The sequence below is a fragment of the Pseudomonas costantinii genome, assembly GCF_001870435.1.
Lineage (GTDB): Bacteria > Pseudomonadota > Gammaproteobacteria > Pseudomonadales > Pseudomonadaceae > Aquipseudomonas > Aquipseudomonas costantinii.
The window spans coordinates 55,393-76,753 of the sequence record NZ_MDDR01000030.1 but is presented as its reverse complement, the minus strand read 5'-3'; the positions used below and the strand labels follow the sequence as shown (position 1 = coordinate 76,753).

Genomic DNA, 21,361 nt, shown 5'->3' with positions numbered 1-21,361 from the left:
AAGCCCACATTTGGATCTCCATTCACCAGATAGATATCACTCTGCTCTTGATCTGGCTTTTGCTTCACACCACTCAGGTCGGCTTTCAGGCCGCCGTGCTCTGCTTTTGATCTGCTTGTGATCTTGATCTCAGGCGCCCCATTAACCACGATGGCCGCACGCAGGCTTGAATCCGTGGGTAACCCGGCAGGACGCCGGGTTAGCCGCGCTGGGCCAGGGATGGCCCATCGCGGCGGCCCACGGATTCAAGACTGCGTGCGGGCACACCGAGCCACAGCGAGGTGCCGAGTGGTGGGGCAAGAGCGTTTTGCTTACTTTTGCGCTGTTCAAAAGTGAGTCGCTGTAAGAGCGAAACCCATTTAAGCCGTTACCTAACCAACGGATATGTACCCAACCACCCGCCCCACCCTCAAAACCCCCAGTGCAAAAAAGTATCAGTCCAAGTGCTCCCAAGGATTTGTCACAACCCCATTTAAAGCCTGTAATCAACGCACACTCTTCCTGACTCCCCGTGGGAAGACACAACAACAATAACTGTCCTTCTGTAGCCCCCGGGCGCAGAAATGGAGTGCGCGATGAAGTTCCCAGTAAAAGCACTGCTCGCCTGTAGCTGCATGACCCTCAGCGCCGTCAGCCTTGGCGCGCAAACCCTGACCATTGCCACCGTCAATAACAGCGACATGATCCGCATGCAAAAGCTCTCGAAAACCTTCGAGACCGAGCACCCGGAGATCAAGCTGAACTGGGTGGTGCTCGAAGAAAACGTACTGCGCCAACGCCTGACCACCGATATCGCTACCCAAGGCGGACAGTTCGACGTGCTGACCATCGGCATGTACGAAGCCGCACTCTGGGGTGCCAAGGGCTGGCTGGAACCGATGAAAGACCTGCCGGCGTCCTACGACCTCGACGATGTATTCCCTTCGGTGCGTGACGGCCTGTCTGTCAAAGGCTCGCTCTACGCCCTGCCGTTCTACGCCGAAAGCTCGATCACCTATTACCGCACCGACCTGTTCAAGGACGCCGGGCTGAGCATGCCCGAGCACCCGACCTGGACCCAGATCGGCGAATACGCGGCAAAACTCACCGACAAGACCAAAGAGCAATACGGCCTGTGCCTGCGCGGCAAAGCCGGTTGGGGTGAGAACATGGCGCTGATCACTACCTTGGCCAACGGCTACGGTGCGCGCTGGTTCGATGAGAAATGGCAACCGGAATTTAACGGCCCTGAGTGGAAGGATGCGCTGACCTTCTACGTCGACAACATGAAGAAATCCGGCCCGCCGGGTGCTTCCAGCAACGGTTTCAACGAAAACCTGGCGCTGTTCAACAGCGGCAAGTGCGCAATCTGGGTCGACGCCAGCGTGGCCGGCTCGTTTGTCACCGACAAGACCCAAAGCAAGGTGGCTGACCATGTCGGCTTTACCTTTGCCCCTCACGAGAAGACCGACAAGGGTACATCGTGGCTGTATTCCTGGTCCCTGGCGATCCCAACCAGCTCCAAGGCCAAGGATGCCGCCAAAACCTTCAGCGCCTGGGCTACGTCCAAGGAATACAGCGCACTGGTCGCCAAAACTGATGGCGTCGCCAACGTACCACCAGGCACGCGCAAGTCGACCTACAGCGACGAATACATGAAGGCGGCACCGTTCGCCAAGGTGACCCTGGAATCGCTGAAAGTCGCCGATCCGACCAAGCCGACCCTCAAGCCGGTGCCCTACATCGGCATCCAGTTGGTGACCATCCCTGAATTCCAGGCGATTGGTACCCAGGTCGGCAAGTTCTTCTCGGGTGCGTTGACCGGTCAAACGTCTGTCGACGATGCGCTCAAACAGGCACAGACCACCACCGAGCGCGAAATGAAGCGGGCGGGTTATCCCAAATAATCCAGGCTCACCGCAATAAATGTGGGAGCCCGTGTCATGTGGAAGTTGCTTCCAGGTGGGAGCTGGCTTGCCTGCGATGCAGACACCTCGGTCTGTCAGTTAAGCCGAGTTGATGCCATCGCAGGCAAGCCAGCTCCCACACAAGCCAGCTCCCACATCGACCGCGCTTCGACGCAGATTCTGTATGCATCTGACTGGTTCTGAACACCATGAATACTTCCACTGCCCAAGTGCAAACCACTGTCCCGCAAACGCCGCGCAAAAGCCGCCTGGCCAACCCCGGCTGGTTCCTCGTCAGCCCCTCGGTCGCCCTGCTGCTGCTGTGGATGATCGTGCCGTTGGGCATGACGCTGTACTTTTCGCTGATCCGCTACAACCTGCTCTACCCCGGCGAAAACCAATTCGTGGGGCTGGAGAACTTCACCTACTTCATCACCGACTCGGGCTTCCTGCCCGGCGCCACCAATACCTTGCTTCTGGTGGGCAGCGTGCTGTTGATCAGCGTGGTGTTCGGCGTATTGATCAGTGCCCTGCTGGAGTCCAGTGAGTTCTTCGGTCGCGGCGTGGTGCGGGTGATGCTGATCTCACCATTCTTCATCATGCCCACCGTCGGTGCGCTGATCTGGAAGAACCTGATTTTCCACCCGGTGTCAGGGATTCTCGCCGCCGTGTGGAAACTGTTCGGCGCAGAGCCGGTGGACTGGCTGGCGCATTACCCGTTGCTGTCGATCATCATCATCGTGTCGTGGCAATGGCTACCCTTCGCGATCCTGTTGCTGATGACCGCCATGCAGTCCCTCGACCAGGAACAGAAGGAAGCCGCACGCCTGGACGGTGCCGGCGCCATCGCGATTTTCTGGCACCTGACCCTGCCCCACCTGGCCCGTCCGATTGCCGTGGTGGTGATGATCGAAACGATTTTCCTGCTCTCCGTCTTTGCCGAAATCTTCACCACCACCAACGGTGGCCCGGGCTACGCCTCGACCAACCTCGCCTACCTGATCTACAACCAGGCGCTGGTGCAGTTCGACGTGGGCATGGCCTCGGCCGGCGGCTTGATTGCCGTGGTCATCGCCAATATCGCGGCGATCATCCTGGTGCGGATGATCGGCAAAAACCTGACTGACAAGCCTTGAGGGCCGCGCCATGACGCTTCAACAATCCCGCCGCCTGCAAAGCCTGTTGCTCGGCACATTGGCCTGGGCCATCGCGATCCTGATTTTCTTCCCGATCTTCTGGATGGTGCTGACCAGCTTCAAAACTGAAATCGATGCGTTCGCCACACCGCCGCAGTTCATCTTCACGCCGACGCTGGAGAACTACCTGCACATCAACGAGCGCAGCAATTACTTCGCCTACGCCTGGAACTCGGTGGTGATTTCGTTCAGCGCCACCGCCCTGTGCCTGCTGATCTCGGTCCCGGCCGCCTACTCCATGGCGTTCTACGAAACCCAGCGCACCAAAGGCACCTTGTTGTGGATGCTCTCCACCAAGATGCTGCCGCCGGTGGGCGTACTGATGCCGATCTACTTGCTGGCCAAGAGCTTTGGCCTGCTGGACACGCGCATCGCGCTGATCATCATCTACACCCTGATCAACCTGCCGATCGTGGTCTGGATGGTTTACACCTACTTCAAGGACATCCCCAAGGACATCCTCGAAGCCGCCCGCCTGGATGGCGCCACCTTGTGGCAGGAAATGGTCCGGGTGCTGCTGCCGATTGCCAAGGGTGGCCTGGCGTCCACGGTGTTGCTGTCGTTGATCCTGTGCTGGAACGAGGCGTTCTGGTCGCTGAACCTGACCTCGTCCAACGCCGCGCCGCTGACCGCGCTGATCGCCTCCTACTCCAGTCCCGAAGGTTTGTTCTGGGCCAAATTGTCGGCCGTCTCAACCCTGGCCTGCGCGCCGATTTTGATCTTTGGCTGGATCAGCCAGAAACAGCTGGTGCGCGGTTTGTCCTTCGGCGCCGTGAAATAACGGCCTCATAAATTCAATACGGAGGGCCCATCATGGCCAACCTGAAAATCAAAAATCTGCAAAAAGGCTTCGAAGGTTTCTCGATCATCAAGGGCATCGACCTTGAAGTGAACGACAAAGAGTTCGTGGTGTTCGTCGGTCCGTCGGGCTGCGGCAAATCCACCCTATTGCGCCTGATCGCCGGCCTTGAAGAAGTCACCGAAGGCACCATCGAACTCGACGGCCGCGACATCACCGAAGTGACCCCAGCCAAGCGTGACCTGGCGATGGTGTTCCAGACTTACGCCCTGTACCCGCACATGAGCGTGCGCAAGAACATGTCGTTTGCCCTGGACCTGGCCGGTGTCGACAAGAAGCTGGTGGAAAGCAAGGTCAGCGAAGCGGCGCGCATCCTCGAGCTGGGTCCGTTGCTGGAGCGCAAGCCCAAGCAACTCTCCGGCGGCCAGCGTCAGCGCGTAGCCATCGGCCGCGCCATTGTGCGCAACCCAAAGATCTTTCTGTTCGATGAACCGCTGTCCAACCTCGACGCTGCCTTGCGTGTGCAAATGCGCCTGGAACTGTCGCGCCTGCATAAAGAACTGCAAGCCACCATGATCTACGTGACTCACGACCAGGTTGAAGCCATGACCCTGGCCGACAAGGTGGTGGTGCTGAACAGTGGCCGCGTTGAGCAAGTCGGCTCGCCGCTGGAGCTGTACCACCAGCCAGCCAACCTGTTTGTCGCGGGCTTCCTCGGTACGCCGAAGATGGGCTTCCTCAAGGGCAAGATCACACGCCTTGAATCCCACGCCTGTGAAGTGCAACTGGACGCCGGCACCACCATCGCTTTGCCATTGAGCAGCGCCACCTTGAACGTGGGTAGCGAAGTGACGCTGGGCATTCGCCCGGAACACCTGGAGCTCGCCTCCCCCGGGCAAACCACCCTGACCGTCACCGCCGACGTCGGCGAGCGCCTGGGCAGCGACACCTTCTGCCACGTCATCACCGCCAACGGCGAGCCGCTGACCCTGCGGATTCGCGGCGATATGGCCAGCCAATACGGCGAGACGCTGCACCTGCACCTGGACCCAACGCACTGCCATCTGTTCGACACCGACGGCGTGGCCGTGGCCCGACCACTGCGCGCTGCCGCCTGATTTCGCGAGATTTGTGATGAAACTGAATAAACAGAACCTCACCCAATTGGCGCCGCAAGTGCAACTGCCGGCCTACGCCATTGCCGACACACGCCAGGGCATCGCCCATATCGGCGTCGGCGGTTTCCACCGCGCACACCAGGCGTATTACACCGATGCGCTGATGAATACCGGCGAGGGCCTCGACTGGAGCATCTGCGGCGTTGGCCTGCGCGCCGAGGACCGCAAGGCCCGAGATGACCTGGCCAGCCAAGACTACTTGTTCACCCTGTTTGAGCTGGGTGACACCGACGACACCGAAGTGCGCGTGATCGGTTCGATCAGCGACATGTTGCTGGCCGAAGACAGCGCCCAGGCCTTGATCGACAAGTTGGCCAGCCCGCAGATTCGTATTGTGTCGCTGACCATCACCGAAGGCGGCTACTGCATCGACGACAGCAACGGCGAGTTCATGGCCCACCTGCCGCAGATCCAGCATGACCTGGCGCACCCCGGCACACCGAAAACCGTGTTCGGTTTTATCTGCGCTGCACTGACCCAACGTCGTGCCGCCGGCACACCTGCGTTTACCGTGATGTCCTGCGATAACCTGCCGCACAACGGCGCCGTCACGCGCAAAGCGCTGCTGGCGTTCGCCGCGCTGCACAATGCTGAGCTGCATGATTGGATAGAGGCCAACGTGAGCTTCCCGAATGCCATGGTCGACCGTATCACCCCAATGACCAGCACCGCCCACCGCCTGCAATTACACGACGAACACGGCATTGACGATGCATGGCCGGTGGTCTGTGAGCCGTTTGTGCAGTGGGTTCTGGAAGACAAGTTCGTCAACGGTCGCCCGGCCTGGGAAAAGGTCGGTGTGCAGTTCACCGACGACGTAACGCCTTATGAAGAAATGAAGATCGGCCTGCTCAATGGCAGCCATCTGGCCCTCACCTATCTGGGCTTTCTCAAGGGTTATCGGTTTGTCCACGACACCATGAACGACCCGGTGTTTGTCGCCTACATGCGCGCCTACATGGACCTGGACGTCACGCCCAACCTGGCACCGGTGCCGGGCATCGACCTGACGGCATATAAGCAGACGTTGGTGGACCGCTTTTCCAACCAGGCCATTGCCGATCAGTTGGAACGGGTGTGCTCGGATGGTTCGTCAAAGTTTCCCAAGTTCACCGTACCCACCATCAATCGATTGATTGCCGATGGGCGTGAGACCGAGCGAGCAGCATTGGTGGTTGCAGCGTGGGCCTTGTATTTGAAGGGTGTGGATGAGAATGGCGAGCGCTACAAGATACCGGACCCACGGGCGGATTTTTGCCAGGGGTTGGTGAGTGATGAGGCGCTGATCAGTAAACGCCTGCTGGGGGTGGAAGAGATTTTTGGTAGGGCTATTCCCAACTCGCCTGAATTTGTGGCAGCTTTCGAGCGGTGCTATGTGAGCCTGCGCGACAACGGCGTCACAGCAACACTGCAACACCTCCTGAAGCAACCGGCTTAAGCATGTGGGAGCTGGCAAGCCAGCTCCTACATTGATCGCAGTTCAATCCAAAAATAATACTGCTGAGCACACCATCATGACCCAGCAAAACCTGTTTCTCGGCATCGACTGCGGCACTCAAGGCACCAAGGCCATCGTCCTCGACGCCACCAGCGGCAAGGTCCTGGGCCTGGGCGCCGCCGCGCACACGCTGATCAGCGGCGCCAATGGCCGTCGAGAGCAGCATACCCAGGAATGGCTGGACGCCTTTACCGAAGCCACCCATCGCGCGTTACAACAAGCCGGGGTGGACGGCCAGGACATCCTCGGCATCGGTGTCTCCGGCCAGCAACACGGCCTGGTTCTGCTGGACGACCAAGGCCAGGTGCTACGCCCCGCCAAGCTGTGGTGTGACACCGAAACCGCCCCCGAAAACGAGCGCCTGTTGCAACATCTGGGCGGCGAAAGTGGTTCGTTGGAACGCCTTGGCGTAGCCATCGCTCCGGGCTACACCGTGTCCAAGCTGCTGTGGACCCGCGAGCAACATCCGGATGTGTTCGCGCGCATTGCCCATACCCTGCTGCCCCACGACTATCTCAATTACTGGCTCACCGGCCGCGCCGTCGCGGAGTATGGCGATGCCTCGGGCACCGGCTACTTCAACGTACGCACGCGTGAATGGGATGTGGCGCTGCTCTCGCACATCGACCCCAGCGGTCGCCTGGAAGCAGCGTTGCCCGAACTGATCGAAGCCGATCAAAGCGTCGGCAGCATCCTCCCAGCCATCGCCGAACGCCTGGGCATCAACCCCAACGCGATCGTCGCAAGCGGCGGCGGCGACAATATGATGGGCGCCATCGGCACCGGCAATATTGCCCCCGGCGTGATCACCATGAGCCTCGGCTCATCGGGCACTGTCTACGCCTTTGCCGATCAGCCGAATGTCAGCCCCCAGGCGTCAGTCGCGACCTTTTGCTCCTCCAGCGGCGGGTGGTTGCCATTGATCTGCACCATGAACCTGACCAACGCCACCGGAGTAATCCGCGAGCTGTTCGACCTGGACCTGGCGGCATTTAACGCCCTGGTCACCGAAGCACCGATTGGCGCTGACGGCGTCAGCATGCTGCCGTTCCTCAACGGTGAGCGCGTGCCCGCCCTGCCCCACGCCACCGGCAGCCTGCATGGCCTGACCATGACCAATCTGACCCGCGCCAACCTGTGCCGCGCGGTAGTCGAAGGCACCACCTTCGGCTTGCGTTATGGCTTGGACCTGCTACGCGAGACCGGCCTGCAAAGCCAAAGTATCCGCCTGATCGGCGGCGGCTCGAAAAGCCCGGTGTGGCGGCAGATGGTCGCCGATATCATGAACACCGAAGTGATCTGCACCGAACAAAGCGAAGCCGCGGCCCTGGGCGCGGCGATCCAGGCGGCGTGGAGCCAGTCCGGCGAGTCCCTGGCCAGCCTGTGTGACAAATGCGTAAGCGTCGACCCCGCCAGCCGCACGCTGCCGGTGGCCGACAGTGTGAGCGCCTATCAACACGCCTACGAGCGCTATCAGCAGCTCGTGGCAAACCTTTAAGAGCGAACGACTATGTATCTGGTGTGCGGTGAAGCGCTGTTTGATTTTTTCAGCGAGGAGGATGCCAGCGGGCAGGCTTCCAAGGTCAATTACAAGGCGATTGCCGGTGGTTCACCGTTTAATGTGGCGGTGGGTTTGCGCCGCCTGGGCATTGAGGCGGGATTGTTCGGCGGCGTGTCCACCGACTTCCTTGGCCGACGCTTGTTGCAGGTGCTCAAGGACGAAGGCGTGAATGAGCAATTCCTGGTGGAGTTCGCTGCGCCAACTACCTTGGCGATGGTCGCCGTGGGCGCCAACGGCTCACCGCAATACAGCTTTCGCGGCGAAGGCTGCGCCGACCGTCAATTAGAGGTCGCGCACTTGCCAACGCTGGGCGATGACATTCGTGGGCTACATATCGGCTCGTTCTCGCTGGTGGTACAACCCATCGGCGACACCCTGCTGACGTTGGTCAAACGCGAAAGCGGCAAGCGCCTGATCAGCCTTGACCCTAATGTGCGGTTGAATCCTCAGCCGGACATTCAATTGTGGCGCGACCGCGTGGCCGAGTTGGTCAAGCATGCCGACCTGATCAAAGTCAGCGATGAAGACTTGCACTTGCTCTATCCCGGCCAGTCGCCGGAAAGCGTGCTGCAAGACTGGCTGCAACACCGCTGCCAACTGGTGTTCCTCACCCGTGGCGGCGACGGCGCGACGGTATTCAGCCGTCAACACGGCAGTTGGTCGCAACCGGCAGTCAAGGTAGTGATGGCGGACACGGTCGGCGCAGGTGATACCTTCCAGGCCGCGTTAATTGCCTGGTTGACTGAACAGCAGTTGGACTCGGTAGAAGGCCTGCAACGCCTCACGCGTGCACAGATCGACGCCATGCTCGGCTTCGCCATCCGCGCTGCCGCCCTGACCTGTAGCAAGACTGGGCCAGACCTGCCGTATCGCCAGCAGTTGGGCTGAACACGCGTTCATGAAGGTTTTGTCAGTTAGGCAAAAATTAATCGATGGTTAATCCCGCAAGTCGACAGTGAAGTCGTATCCATTTGCGGAGCACCACCATGAAACTGCGTACGTTAATGCTGGGAGGCGCACTGGCGCTGGCAGCGGTATCAGGTTTGGCCCAGGCCGACAGTCAACAAGACGCTGTCAAACCTGTGCCCTACCACTACGGCATGCCGATGAATATCGCCAAAGTCCTGGCCATGAACGAAACCCAGACCAACGACTGCAAAGTCATCAAGGCCGATATCAAGTTCCTGGATAAGGCCGGCAAAGTGGAAGACGTGAGCTATCGGAAGATGTCCGAAGCCTGCGATTTCCAGAACTGAGCCGTTGAAAGAACGAAAGCAAGCCCGCGCACATAGGAGTATCCTCGCGGGCTTGTCATAAGGCTGAAAGGATTCGCCATGCTGAGTTTCCGCGCCCTCGCCACCTTCACCGCCCTGCTCTGCTTCGCCCTCGCACTGATCTGGGGATTACGCCCCGACCTGCTGCTATGGATGTGGAGTGTTGAGTACTCCAACGCCACAGGCCTGGTCTCACGCCGCAACGCCGCGCTGTTCCTGGCCATTGGCATCATGTTTTATCGAGCCCGCCACGCACCGCCCTCCGACACTCGACGCGCCCTGACCACCGGATTTATCACCGGTTGCCTTGTGCTGGCTGTGCTGGGGTTCGGGGAATGGATCAATGGCAATGCAGGCCCTGGAATCCTGCTGGCGGTGGTGACGGAAACCGTACTGGGCCTGGCGTTTATCCAGGCCCACAAGTCTTCGGTAACTCAACCTCAGGCGTCTAACTAGTAATAGGCTCGCCCTCCCGCTCTTTGCAGGGCAGGTGCATGGGTGTGCTTGAGGTCTTCACGCAACCCGCTGATCAGGTTGCAAATGGCTCGACTGCTGTCGAGTTTGTCGGCGTGTATACCTTTGACCTCCAAGTCCACTCGGTCACGGTCGCGGTCGTCGTAGACCTTGATCGTCAGCGAAGCATCTTCGGCCTTGGTACATTCGCACCGTTTGGGCAGGAAACTTCCTTCAATAATGCTGCGAAGTTCTAATTCCGAAAGCATGGCCAACCTCTCCTTTTATGAGACTGCCAATGGATTTTTCGATGTTTTAAAAAACACCCAACTGCTGGCAGGACACTCGCCCGCCACGTCTTGCCGACCCTGGAAGACGTTTCAATTACCCAGCCTACTCGGCAAAGTCCACCCTCGTTGTAACCATTCCTCATAAGTCGCGACGATACTTATATAGGTTCTGAACGGCTCACAAACTGTCTGCTTGATCGTCGCCGAAACGCCACGATTAAACGTTTAACCTCGCGCCTCGGATTAACCAGCAGCTTGCGCTGCGACTCTTTCTGCAACATATCGCAAACTATCAAAGTTGATATTGGCCCCGGAATTAACCGCCACCAATGTCTGCCCACGCACGCCCTGTTGCGCTACGTATTTGCAAACACCTGCTACCGCCAGCGCACCTGAAGGCTCGGTGATGGAGCGCGTATCGTCGTAGATTAACTTGATAGCACTGCACAACTCGTCGTTGCTGACGGTGATAACTTCATCCACCCAGTCGCGGCAGATTTCAAAGCCGTAGGCGCCGATCTACGCCACGGCCGTGCCATCGGCAAACCCGTCCACACTGGGGAGCACCACCCGCTCGCCCGCGCGCAGGGCCGCCAACAGGCAACTGGAACCTTCGGGTTCAACGCCGACGATACGCACTTCAGGCCTTAGGTATTTGACGTAGGCCGCGATCCCGGCGATCAGGCCACCGCCCCCCACCGGCACAAAAATCGCATCCAGCGGCCCCTGCTGCTGACGCAAAACCTCCATCGCCACGGTGCCTTGGCCCGCAATCACGTCCGGGTCATCGAAGGGCGACACAAACGTGCAGCCTGACGTTTCGGCCAACTGCAGCGCATGGGCCAGGGCAAGCGGAAAACTCTCACCTTGCAGCACCGCTTCAGCACCACGCGAGCGTACGCCCAACACCTTCAACTCTGGCGTGCTGCACGGCATGACGATACTGGCCTTGATCCCCAACTCCCGCGCCGCCAGCGCCACGCCTTGCGCATGGTTGCCCGCCGACGCCGTCACCACCCCCCGAGCTTTTTGTTCGGCCGTAAGCTGCACCAGCTTGTTGTAGGCGCCACGAATCTTGAAGGAAAAGGTCGGTTGCAGGTCTTCGCGCTTGAGCAGCACCTGGTTGCCCAGCAACGCCGACAACGCCGGCGCCAGTTGCAAAGGTGTACGCACCGCCAGGTCATAGACTGGAGCCGCGAGGATCTTCTTCACGTAATGCTCAAGCAGTCCCGAATCAACGGTGTGGGGAACGAGGCAAGTGCTCATCGGTGTCTCCTGGCTTTTGTAAAAGGCCCAAGAGACGGAAAAACAAAACCCGCCTCTAGGGCGGGTTTGGGTGCAGCCGTGTGCTATCCCGCCAAATGAGGAATGGCGGTAATAATGCTTGGCTGGCTGCGGAAGGCTTGAAATGTCATGTGACGAAATTAACCGGCGGTTACCGGGCAAGTCAATGACCAACCGCCATTTAGCCTGCGAGGGTTTACGATGAACATACGAAACATATACGATTTGTATATCAACCCTTCACAGTGAACATCATGGGCATCGTCAAGATCACCGACCAATTGCACGAACAGCTTCGCCTGGCCAGCGCCGCCATGGACCGCTCCATCAACGCCCAGGCTGAGTTCTGGATCAAGATCGGCCTGCTCGCCGAACTCAATCCCAACCTGCCTTACAACGAATTGATCAACAAACTGTTGCTGGACAAGCCCGACCTGATCCGGGGGCGCAGTTGATGATCAAGACCGCCGCACAACTGGCTGTGATGCGTGAATCCGGGCGTCTGCTGGCCCAAGTGTTCACCATGCTCGATGGTTTTGTCACCGCCGGCCGCTCCACCCTGGAACTGGACAGCGCCGTCGAAGCCTTCATCCGCAACGACCTGAAAGCCCGGCCGGCCAGCCTCGGGCAATACGACTACCCCTTCTGTATCAACACCTCGATCAACGAGGTGGTGTGCCACGGCATGCCCAGCGCCAAGGAGGTCCTCAAGGACGGCGATATCATCAATATCGACATTACCCTGGAAAAAGGCGGCTTTATCGCTGACTCCAGCAAGATGTACATGATCGGTAGCGTGGCACCTAAAGCGCAGCGCCTTGTAGAAAAAACCTTTGAGGCGATGTGGGCCGGCATTCGCGTGGTCAAGCCTGGTGCGCGGCTGGGAGATATTGGGCATGCGATCCAGAGCCATGCGCAGGCCAACGGCTACAGTGTGGTGCGAGAGTATTGCGGCCATGGGATCGGGCGCCAGATGCATGAGGAACCGCAGATTCTGCACTTCGGGCGGCCTGGCACCGGGATGGAATTGCGCGAGGGCATGGTGTTTACCGTTGAGCCGATGCTTAACCAGGGCAGCTCTAAAGTGCGCAGCTTGAAAGATGGCTGGACGGTGGTGACCAAGGACAACAGCTTGTCGGCGCAATGGGAACATACCGTCGCGGTGACGGCGGATGGGTTTGAGGTGTTGACCTTGCAAGCGACCGCTTAGGCTGTGGTGGGTGATGGGGTGCTGGGTACATATCCGTTGTTGGGGTAACGACGGCTTATGGTTTCGCCCTTTCAAGGTCTTTAGGTAGAACAGGCAATAAGTAACCGGTGGCAAGCCCGCTCGCCACAGGGACAGTGTTCGCACTTCACTGGTTGGTATCAGCCAGATATGGCCAGTTTTTCAAAGACCTTGAAAGAGCTGGCCGTAAGGGCGGAACCATAAGCGGCCGTTACCGAAATAACGGATATACCCCCCCCCTGCTCACATCACACTCGCACCACCCGCAATCCGCTTCAACCCCAACACCATCAACCCCCCTCCCACCCCCATCGCCGTCAGGAACAGCGGATACGACACCCACCACGGCGTCCCCGCTGTCATCATGCTGAACTCCGACATCCCACCCACACTGGCAATCAAGTTAAGCGGCAGAAACACCACGTTGATCAGCGTCAACTTACGCAACAGATTGTTCATACTGTTGTTCATCAAATTGCCACGCGCATCGATCAACCCAGAGAACACATTGGAATAAATCTCCGCCTGTTTGTAGCACTGGTGATTTTCGATAATCAGGTCGTCAATCAGCCCCAGAACCTCAGCACTGAAATGCTCCTTTTCACCATGGTTACGCAACCGCGAAAGCACCGCGCCGTTGCTGTGCAGCGCGTTAATGTAATAGATCAAGCTTTCGCTGAGGCTGAACATCTGCATCAGATGACGGTTGCTCATAGACGCGTTGAACTGTTGCTGCAACTCCCGCGCAACCAGCTTGATCACCTTGAGGTGGCCCAGATAGTGGTGGATGTTATTGAGCAACAGATCGAGCAACACATCCAGTGGCGTATGCAGCGGACGCCGTGTGCCAAGCCCGGACAACGGGGTTTCATCGGTAGCAATCACCAACAGGCGGTCTGGCGAAAACAACAGGCCGCAGGACGACACTTCGAACACCAGGTTGCCACCGCCAGAATAATTCTCCGGCCGCTTCCAGATCAGGAACAGGTTGTCAGGGTGAAACTCGATACGTGAGACCTCATCCGGGTCAAGCGCCGAGGCCAAGGCGTGCTCGTCGAGTTTATGGTGGTCACGCAGCCATTCGCGTTCCGTAAGGTCGGGGCTACTGACCAGCATGATGGGTAGATCATCACCCTCCCCACTGCGCAATTTCCCGCCAGTCAATTCAAAGCGCTGGATCATCGCGCCTCACCATACCTGGCCCTGGCGTTTCAACTCCAGGCGCCGCACAAACTCCTCCAGCACCAGGGCATACAGATCGTCCTGCAAGTAGGCATCTTCGATACCGGCATCCATATTCGGGTTGTCGTTGACCTCAATCACCACCACCTTGTCGCCTGATTGCTTTAGGTCGACACCGTAGAGGCCGTCACCGATCAGGTTGGCGGTTTTCACCGCCAGCTCCACCACCGCCTTGGGCGCTTCGTGGACCGCCAGGGTGCGGCATTCGCCGTTGATGTCCTGGCCGATGGCCTTGTGGTTGTAGATCTGCCAATGCCCTTTGGACATAAAGTATTGGCAAGCAAAGATCGGCTTGCGGTTGAGTACACCAATGCGCCAGTCGTACTCGGTGTAGAAAAATTCCTGGGCCAGCAACAGCACTGAATGCTCAAACAGTTCGGCGGTAGCCTTGAGCAAAGCCTCCTGGCTTTCCACCTTGATCACGCCCCGAGAGAAACAGCCGTCAGGGATCTTCAACACCAACGGAAAGCCCAGACGCTCGCCCACCCGCTCAAAATCTTCCGGTCGTTCCTTGTAGAGAATTTCGGTGGCGGGCATGCCCAGTTGATGGCTGTTGAGCAGGTCGGTGAGGTAAACCTTGTTGGTGCAACGCAGGATCGACGCCGGGTCGTCCATCACTACCAGCCCTTCGCTCTCGGCTTTCTTGGCGAAACGGTAGGTGTGGTTGTCGACACTGGTGGTCTCGCGGATCAGCAAGGCGTCGTACTCGGCGAGCCGCGAGTAATCCTTGCGCTCGATCAGCTCCACATCGATGCCCAGGCCCTTGCCGACCCGTACGAAATTTTCCAAAGCCTTCGCATTGGACGGTGGCAGTTGCTCCTGGGGATCGTGGAGGATTGCCAGGTCGTAACGGGCCAGTCGACGTGAGCGCGGTTGACGCCAGATCTTGCGGCTGAAGTTGTCGAGGGCGTGGGCGAATTGGTCTTCCTGGTCATCGCGCAGCTTATGCAGTACGCCGGACTTTACGCCTTCGATGTGCCAGCCGTTATTCTTGCGAAACTCAACTAACAAGATCGGGCAAGGGAAGGTTTCAAACAACTGACGGGCCAACTCCTGCAACGGTTCGATATTAGTTCGACCAAAGTAAAGTGTCAGGGTAAAGCCTTCGGTATTACTGTAAAGGTGATGACTCAAGGCTTTATCGAGGGTTTTGTCCAGGTCATCCAAGGCCAGGCCATACAACGACTTTTTAGTCAGTTCGCTGATGGTACGCACGGAGGGAATCACCTTGTGACCGCGCGCTTCGGCCAGCAGCGAGCAGTAGTAGCCGTGCCCCAGGTACTTGTAGCTGCGGCACAGGTTGATCACCTGCACACGCTTGCCCGTCTCGCTTTCGCGGGTTTGCTCGAGGTACTCCTGGGCGGTGACGATGTCTTCGCTGGGGAAGTAGGAGGCCCAGTCTTCCTTGCGCTCGACAATAATCACGACTTGACTGGACCCTTGGGGCTTCGCTGAAAAATAACCGTTGGAAGTTATTGTCGCCGCGACTGTTTGCTCGGATACTTCACGCCAATGACTTTGTACCGCCGACATAATATTTGATCCGCTTTAGAGAACTCGACCTTTTCTATTAAGCACGATCTTTTAGAGAAGTCCCGTTTCGTTACGTAACTTTTACGGCGGTCATATGGCTCTTTCCTTTCGCGTTGCAACACCCTGTGATGTGCCTGAATTGGTGGCACTGGAACAGCACTGTTTCACCACCGACCGGTTGTCATCGCGCAGCTTTCAATGGATGGTCAGCCGCGCCAACGGCCAGTTGCTGGTGGCGGAAAATGACGGGCAATTGCTCGGCTATGCGCTGGTGCTGTTCCATCGCGGCACCTCGCTGGCCCGGCTGTACTCCATCGCCATCGCTGAACACGCACGGGGCACGGGCCTGGGCAAGCAGCTGTTGGCCCGCATCGAGGCCTGCGCCGTGGAGCACGATTGCGCCTACCTGCGCCTGGAAGTACGCACCGACAACCCCGGTGCCCTCGCCCTCTATGAGCGCAATGGCTACCGACGTTTTGCCCTGATCAACGACTACTACGAAGACCACACCGCCGCCCTGCGCCTGGAAAAACGCATTCTCCAACACCAGGCCGCGCGCCCGCAGAGCGTGCCGTATTACCAACAGACCACCGACTTCACGTGTGGCGCCGCGTGCCTGCTGATGGCCATGGGCGCACTGGTACCGGATCGTGTGGCTCAACGCCAAGAAGAACTGCAAATCTGGCGTGAAGCGACCACCGTGTTCATGACCGCCGGCCATGGCGGTTGCAGCCCCCAAGGACTGGCGCTGGCGGCCTGGCGTCGGGGCTTTCGTGTACACATGCAGGTGAATGTGCGCGGGCCACTGTTTCTCGATGGCGTACGTGATCAACATAAAAAGGACGTCATGCGCCTAGTGCACGACGCCTTCGAGGAAGAGCTGGCAGGCAGCGACGTCGAGCAGGTACTCGGCGGCGCGTTGGATTTGCCTCAGGTACTGCGCGATGGTGGGCAGCCGTTGGTGTTGATCAGCAGCTACCGCCTTACCCGCTCCAAGTCGCCGCATTGGGTGATGGTTACCGACTGCGACGATGAGTTTGTCTACCTGCACGACCCGGATGTGGACCACAGCCAGCACCGCCAGCCCCTGGACTGCCAGCACCTGCCGGTCAGCCATGGGGAGTTCGAACGAATGTGCCGCTTTGGCAGCAACAAGCTGCGGGCGGCGGTTGTGCTCTTTTTGCACCCCGTAGCAGCTGCCGAGCGCAGCGAGGCTGCGTTGGCACACCGCGATTTCGCTGATACCCCGCGGCGCCCTTGACGCAGCCTCGTTGCACTCGGCAGCTGCTACGGGAGTCAGTCATTAAGCGACTTTTTTAACCTGAGCCTTGGCCTCCAACTCGCGCACCAGCGGCAATACGCGTTTGCCGAAGTACTCGACTTCTTCCTGGAAATGCAGGAAGCCCGCCAGCACCAGGTCCACGCCCACAGCCTTGAGTGCGACGATGCGCTCGGCAATCTGTTGCGGGGTGCCAATCAAATTGGTCTTGAAGCCGTCGTTGTACTGCACCAGGTCTTCGAAGCTGGACTTAGCCCAGTTGCCCTCACCTTCCGGTGAGGCCTTGCCAGCCTGTTTTGCCGCGTCGCCAAAAGCGTTGACCGCTTCCGGGTCGGCTTTGTCGATGATTTCCGCCAGCACCGCACGGGCTTCTTCCTCGGTGTCGCGGGCGATCACAAAGGCGTTTACGCCGACTTTGACCGAGTGGTTATTGGCCGCGGCCTTGGCGCGAATGTCATCGACCTGGGCCTTGATGCCTTCCGGGGTGTTGCCGTTGGTGAAGTACCAGTCCGACACGCGTGCCGCCATGTCCCGCGCCGCCCGCGAGCTGCCGCCCTGGAAGACTTCCGGCTGGCCCAGCGGCTTGGGCTTGAGGGTGTAGTTGTTGAAGCGGTAGAAGTCGCCTTTGAAGGTGAAATCATCCTGGCTCCAGATACCTTTCAGGGCGCGGATAAACTCTTCGGAACGACGATAGCGCTCATCGTGCTCCAGCCAATGTTCGCCAATGGCCTGGAACTCACCCTTGAACCAACCGCTGACGATATTCACCGCGATACGACCGTTGGTGAGCTGGTCGATAGTCGCCAGTTGCTTGGCTGCCAGTGCCGGTTGCCACGGGCCTGGCAGGATCGCCGCGATGACCTTCAGCTTGGTAGTCGCCGCCAGCAACGCATGGCTGAACGCCACAGACTCGTGCTGGTTCTCAGCACCGTAACCTGCGGTGAAGCGGATTTGCGTGAGGCCGTACTCAAAGCCGGCCTCTTCGGCCAACTGCGCCAGTTTGCGGTTGTAGTCGATGCCCCAATGGGTACGTTGTTCGATCTTGCTGACCACCAGCCCACCGCTGACGTTGGGTACCCAATAGGCAAATTTCACGGCTTGCTGACTCATCGGATGGTACCTCGCTCAAAAGGATGTACCGATAGCTTGAGCAGCAAGCGTGCCAGGCTCCGGCAAAGTGCCGGTACATGGGCGCTGCGCTAAGAAACAGGCGCATCAAAGACGTGGACGTAAATGTCACGGATTGCGCCGGTTTGTCGGTTTGCTGTTGCTGGAGCAACAGCAGACTTAACCCCTTGTCCCGCAAACACTGGCTATAAAACCCGGCATGGACTGTGCAACCGCCCAACCATTAGTTCACTGCCCAGGAGCCGCCCCCATGACCGAGCAACACGTCATCAACCCGCTGTCGATCGGCGTCGACTACCCCACGCTGGCTGCACGTTTCCGGCTGATCTTCCAGCGCATCGCCGACGGCGCGGTTGAGCGCGAACAAACCCGCGCCCTGCCGTATGAACCGATCCGATGGCTGAAGGAAGCCGGCTTTGGCGCGGTGCGGGTACCAGTGGAATACGGTGGCGGTGGCGCGTCCTTGCCGCAGTTGTTTGAGCTGCTGATCGAGTTGGCCACTGCGGACTCCAACGTGCCCCAGGCTCTGCGCGGGCACTTTGCATTTGCCGAAGACCGCCTGAATGCGCCACCCAGTGCCGGCCGAGATCTGTGGTTCAAGCGTTTTGTCGACGGCGATATCGTCGGTTGCGCCTGGACTGAAATCGGCGACGTGACCATTGGCAATATAGGTACCCGGATCAGCCCCGACGGCGATAACTGGACACTCAACGGTGAGAAGTTCTACAGCACCGGCAGCCTTTTCTCCGACTGGATCGACGTGCTCGCCCAGCGCAGCGACACCGGTGGCGATGTGATCGCCGCTACCCGCACGCGCCAGCCCGGCGTGGTGCAAAGCGATGACTGGGACGGCTTTGGCCAGCGCACCACCGGCAGCGGCACCACGCGCTTTACCGACGCCGTGGTAGAGGCACAGAACGTCATCGATTTCGCCACCCGTTTCAAATACCAGACGGCGTTCTACCAGTTGGTGCTGCTGGCAAGCCTGGCCGGGATTGGCCGCGCAGCGCTCAACGACGTGGCCCATCAGGTGCGCATTCGCAAGCGCATCTACAGCCATGGCAATGCCGCGCATGTCAGCCAGGATTCACAGATTCAGCAGGTAGTCGGTGAGGTCGCAGCGCTGGTGTATGCCGCTGAGGCCAGTGCGCTGAAGGCCGCCGTACCGGCGCAACAGGCGTATTTGGCACGGTTTGCAGGGGATGAGGTATTGGAGCGTGAAGCCAATGTGGCCGCCGAGATTGAATCGGCGACGGCGCAGGTGGTGGTGTCTGAATTGATCCAGCGTGCGACGACCGAGCTGTTTAATGCGCTGGGGGCTTCGGATGTGCGTCAGGGTAAATCCCTCGACCGGCATTGGCGCAATGCGCGTACCGTGTCGTCCCACAACCCGGTGATCTACAAGGCACGCATTGTCGGCGATTGGGTGATCAATGGCACTGAGCCGCCGTTTGTGTGGCTGATCGGGAATGGGCCGGGTGAGGCGGCTTCTTGAGGTGTCGATTTTTCAGGGCCGCTGAGTACATATCCGTTGTTTGGGTAACGGCGGCTTAGGGTTTCGCCCTTACGGCGACTCACTTTGGAAAAGCCCCAAAAGTAACCCGCTGTAAAAGCCAGCCCTTTCAAGGTCTTTGAAAAACTGGCCATATCTGGCTGATACCAACCAGTTAAGGGCGAACACTGTCCCTGTGGCGAGCGGGCTCGCCACCGGTTACTTATTGCCTGTTCTATCTAAAGACCTTGAAAGGGCTGGCTGTAAAAGCGGAACCAATAGAGGCCATCACCGCAGCAACGGATATGTACTCAAAACCAACCAGCTCCCACAGATCAAAACGCCAGTTTGTAGCCAATGGTCATCAACATAACCGCCAAGCAAGGGCGCAACACACCATCAGGAACTTTGCCGGTCATGTGGCTGCCAAGGTAAATCCCCGGCAGCGAGCCCATCAGCAAAAAGCCCAGCAAGTGCCAATCCATATTACCCATGCTGGCATGCCCCAGGCCCGCGACCAGAGTCAGGGGCACCGCGTGAGCAATCTCGGTACCCACAAGCCGCCGGGTGGCCAGGAACGGGTACAGGATAAACAGCGCCACGGTGCCGAGGGCCCCGGCGCCGATGGAAGTCAACGCAACCATGGTACCCAGGACCGCACCGGTCACCACCGTGAGTGCGTTCAGATTACGCGGGCTCATGTGGTAGTCATCACCCGCATGGCGCTGAGCAAAAGCCAACAAGCTTTTCTTGAACAGAATCGCCAACGCGGTCAACAACAACACAACGCCGAGCGCCTGCTTGATCACCGAGTTCATGGCGCTGGGGTCGGTGTGCAAGCTGGCAAGAAACCACAGGGTCAGCAAAACGGCGGGCACACTGCCCAGGGTCAACCAGCCGGTGATGGTCCAGTCGATGTTCTTATTCTTGCTGTGTACCAGCACCCCACCGGACTTAGTGATGGCGGCATACAACAGGTCGGTGCCCACGGCGGTGGCCGGGTTGATGCCGAACCACAACAGGATCGGGGTCATCAAAGACCCCCCGCCGACACCGGTCATGCCCACGATAAAACCAACGATCAGGCCAGCCACTACAAAACCAACATTACCCACATCCATTACAACTACCTGCGGCCTTATAAATTTCTGGCCGCAGGATAGCGATTTTTCTTATAACGACTTATATCAATATGGTCTGACCTTATTCACTTTATGCCAGCCGATGACAGACATAGGCTTGGGTCTGGTAAGGGAAAGCGACGGTTTCACGCCCGCGCAAGTCGGGATGGGTGTCGATCAGTGTCCGCAATTGCGCAGTCACCGTGGCTTTTTCCGCCGCCGGCAGAACTGCAATAAAGCTCACCGAGAGAAAGCGATCCATGATCACTTCTTGAGGGCTGCCGACATGACTGTAAGGAAAACAGGTCACTTCAGGCTCGGAAAAGTACCGACCGGTGAAAGCCTCACGCCACAATCCGGTATGAAAACGCGGGGTGTCGCCTTCGTACGGCGTGATGATTTCAGTAATGGCCGCGACCCAACCCACCGATTCATCCCGAACATTCCACACCAGCCCCAAGCGCCCTTCGGGCTTGAGTACGCGGTGGATCTCCGCCAGCGCGGCCTCGGTGGAAAACCAATGGAACGCCTGGGCACACACCAGCGCGTCGGCACTGGCGGACGCCAGGGGGATGGATTCAGCCGTGCCGTTTATCAAGCGCACATCCGGCAACAGTTTGGTCAACTGTGCCCCCATCGCCTCCACGGGCTCAACGGCAATCAGCGTCGGCGCCAGGCTGCTGAGTAAACGGGTGAATTTTCCGGTGCCGGCGCCCAGGTCGATCACCGTCGACTGCGCGTCGATGTGCAACGCGTCGGTCAGCCAGCCGGTGAGTTGTCGTGGATAGTCCGGCCGGCCTTGGGCGTAGGTGACGGCCTGGGTAGAGAAACCTTGTTGAGCAGACGCGTGAACACCAGTCATTGCCAATTTCTCCTCGGGTAAAGCGGGGGCACAGTGTGCGCCCTTCCCTGACGATTT

At 58.9% G+C, this 21,361-nt stretch carries 19 protein-coding genes and 1 pseudogene; 13 read left to right on the top strand and 7 right to left on the bottom strand.

What is annotated here, in order from left to right; all coding sequences use genetic code 11:
• Positions 1-575 precede the first annotated feature (575 nt).
• The 9 genes from BFL40_RS14780 to BFL40_RS14740 all read left to right on the top strand — a co-directional run bounded on the left by BFL40_RS14780 (position 576) and on the right by BFL40_RS14740 (position 9,848).
• Positions 576-1,886: an ABC transporter substrate-binding protein gene (locus tag BFL40_RS14780; protein WP_071484696.1), complete on the top strand. Its 1,311-nt coding sequence runs from the start codon at positions 576-578 to the stop codon at positions 1,884-1,886.
• Positions 1,887-2,095: 209 nt separating this feature from the next.
• Positions 2,096-3,022 (top strand): carbohydrate ABC transporter permease, encoded by a 927-nt coding sequence (locus tag BFL40_RS14775; RefSeq protein WP_071484695.1) that lies wholly within the window; start codon positions 2,096-2,098, stop codon positions 3,020-3,022.
• Positions 3,023-3,032: 10 nt separating this feature from the next.
• Positions 3,033-3,863, top strand: coding sequence for a carbohydrate ABC transporter permease (locus tag BFL40_RS14770; RefSeq protein ID WP_016968929.1), 831 nt, complete (start codon positions 3,033-3,035; stop codon positions 3,861-3,863).
• Positions 3,864-3,895: 32 nt separating this feature from the next.
• Complete coding sequence (locus BFL40_RS14765) at positions 3,896-4,999, top strand: ABC transporter ATP-binding protein (protein ID WP_071484694.1); 1,104 nt, start codon at positions 3,896-3,898, stop codon at positions 4,997-4,999.
• Between the two features lie 16 nt (positions 5,000-5,015).
• Complete coding sequence (locus BFL40_RS14760; protein WP_071484693.1) at positions 5,016-6,497, top strand: mannitol dehydrogenase family protein; 1,482 nt, start codon at positions 5,016-5,018, stop codon at positions 6,495-6,497.
• A gap of 76 nt (positions 6,498-6,573) precedes the next feature.
• On the top strand, positions 6,574-8,055 hold the full coding sequence (gene xylB, locus BFL40_RS14755; protein ID WP_071484692.1) for a xylulokinase: 1,482 nt from the start codon (positions 6,574-6,576) through the stop codon (positions 8,053-8,055).
• 12 nt (positions 8,056-8,067) lie between these two features.
• Positions 8,068-9,006, top strand: coding sequence for a carbohydrate kinase family protein (locus BFL40_RS14750; RefSeq protein WP_071484691.1), 939 nt, complete (start codon positions 8,068-8,070; stop codon positions 9,004-9,006).
• 98 nt (positions 9,007-9,104) lie between these two features.
• Complete coding sequence (locus tag BFL40_RS14745) at positions 9,105-9,374, top strand: DUF2790 domain-containing protein (protein WP_071484690.1); 270 nt, start codon at positions 9,105-9,107, stop codon at positions 9,372-9,374.
• 78 nt (positions 9,375-9,452) lie between these two features.
• Positions 9,453-9,848 (top strand): hypothetical protein, encoded by a 396-nt coding sequence (locus tag BFL40_RS14740; RefSeq protein ID WP_071484689.1) that lies wholly within the window; start codon positions 9,453-9,455, stop codon positions 9,846-9,848.
• Here BFL40_RS14740 and BFL40_RS14735 read toward each other — a convergent pair.
• Positions 9,845-10,114: a DUF1652 domain-containing protein gene (locus tag BFL40_RS14735; RefSeq protein WP_071484688.1), complete on the bottom strand. Its 270-nt coding sequence runs from the start codon at positions 10,112-10,114 to the stop codon at positions 9,845-9,847. The genes BFL40_RS14740 and BFL40_RS14735 overlap by 4 nt on opposite strands.
• A gap of 264 nt (positions 10,115-10,378) precedes the next feature.
• Positions 10,379-11,401: pseudogene (gene ilvA / locus BFL40_RS14730) on the bottom strand (threonine ammonia-lyase, biosynthetic).
• 272 nt (positions 11,402-11,673) lie between these two features.
• Between ilvA and BFL40_RS14725 the strand changes: the two are divergent.
• Positions 11,674-11,874, top strand: coding sequence for a ParD-like family protein (locus BFL40_RS14725; RefSeq protein WP_025855286.1), 201 nt, complete (start codon positions 11,674-11,676; stop codon positions 11,872-11,874).
• The gene (map, locus tag BFL40_RS14720; RefSeq protein ID WP_071484687.1) at positions 11,874-12,629 is read left to right on the top strand and encodes a type I methionyl aminopeptidase; all 756 of its coding nucleotides are present in this window, start codon (positions 11,874-11,876) and stop codon (positions 12,627-12,629) included. Before BFL40_RS14725 ends, map begins: the two co-directional genes overlap by 1 nt.
• 261 nt (positions 12,630-12,890) lie before the next feature.
• Here the strand turns inward: map and BFL40_RS14715 are convergent, their stop codons facing one another.
• Both BFL40_RS14715 and BFL40_RS14710 read right to left on the bottom strand, forming a co-directional pair.
• Complete coding sequence (locus BFL40_RS14715) at positions 12,891-13,829, bottom strand: magnesium transporter CorA family protein (RefSeq protein ID WP_071484686.1); 939 nt, start codon at positions 13,827-13,829, stop codon at positions 12,891-12,893.
• Between the two features lie 6 nt (positions 13,830-13,835).
• Entirely contained in the window at positions 13,836-15,422 is a 1,587-nt protein-coding gene (locus BFL40_RS14710) for a RimK family ATP-grasp domain-containing protein (RefSeq protein ID WP_071484685.1), read from the bottom strand.
• Between the two features lie 94 nt (positions 15,423-15,516).
• Between BFL40_RS14710 and BFL40_RS14705 the strand changes: the two genes are divergently transcribed.
• Entirely contained in the window at positions 15,517-16,683 is a 1,167-nt protein-coding gene (locus BFL40_RS14705) for a GNAT family N-acetyltransferase/peptidase C39 family protein (protein WP_408003965.1), read from the top strand.
• Between the two features lie 42 nt (positions 16,684-16,725).
• Here the strand turns inward: BFL40_RS14705 and sfnG are convergent, their stop codons facing one another.
• Positions 16,726-17,811, bottom strand: a complete 1,086-nt coding sequence (gene sfnG / locus BFL40_RS14700; RefSeq protein ID WP_071484684.1) for a dimethylsulfone monooxygenase SfnG — start codon at positions 17,809-17,811, stop codon at positions 16,726-16,728.
• A gap of 268 nt (positions 17,812-18,079) precedes the next feature.
• Here sfnG and BFL40_RS14695 point away from each other — a divergent pair, with 268 nt between their 5' ends.
• Positions 18,080-19,324 (top strand): acyl-CoA dehydrogenase family protein, encoded by a 1,245-nt coding sequence (locus tag BFL40_RS14695; protein WP_071484683.1) that lies wholly within the window; start codon positions 18,080-18,082, stop codon positions 19,322-19,324.
• Positions 19,325-19,656: 332 nt separating this feature from the next.
• On the opposite strand, the gene BFL40_RS14690 is transcribed toward BFL40_RS14695, so the two are convergent.
• Together BFL40_RS14690 and BFL40_RS14685 are read right to left on the bottom strand one after the other, a co-directional pair.
• Positions 19,657-20,442, bottom strand: a complete 786-nt coding sequence (locus BFL40_RS14690; RefSeq protein ID WP_071484682.1) for a sulfite exporter TauE/SafE family protein — start codon at positions 20,440-20,442, stop codon at positions 19,657-19,659.
• Positions 20,443-20,533: 91 nt separating this feature from the next.
• Positions 20,534-21,304: a class I SAM-dependent methyltransferase gene (locus tag BFL40_RS14685; protein WP_071484681.1), complete on the bottom strand. Its 771-nt coding sequence runs from the start codon at positions 21,302-21,304 to the stop codon at positions 20,534-20,536.
• Positions 21,305-21,361: the final 57 nt, after the last annotated feature.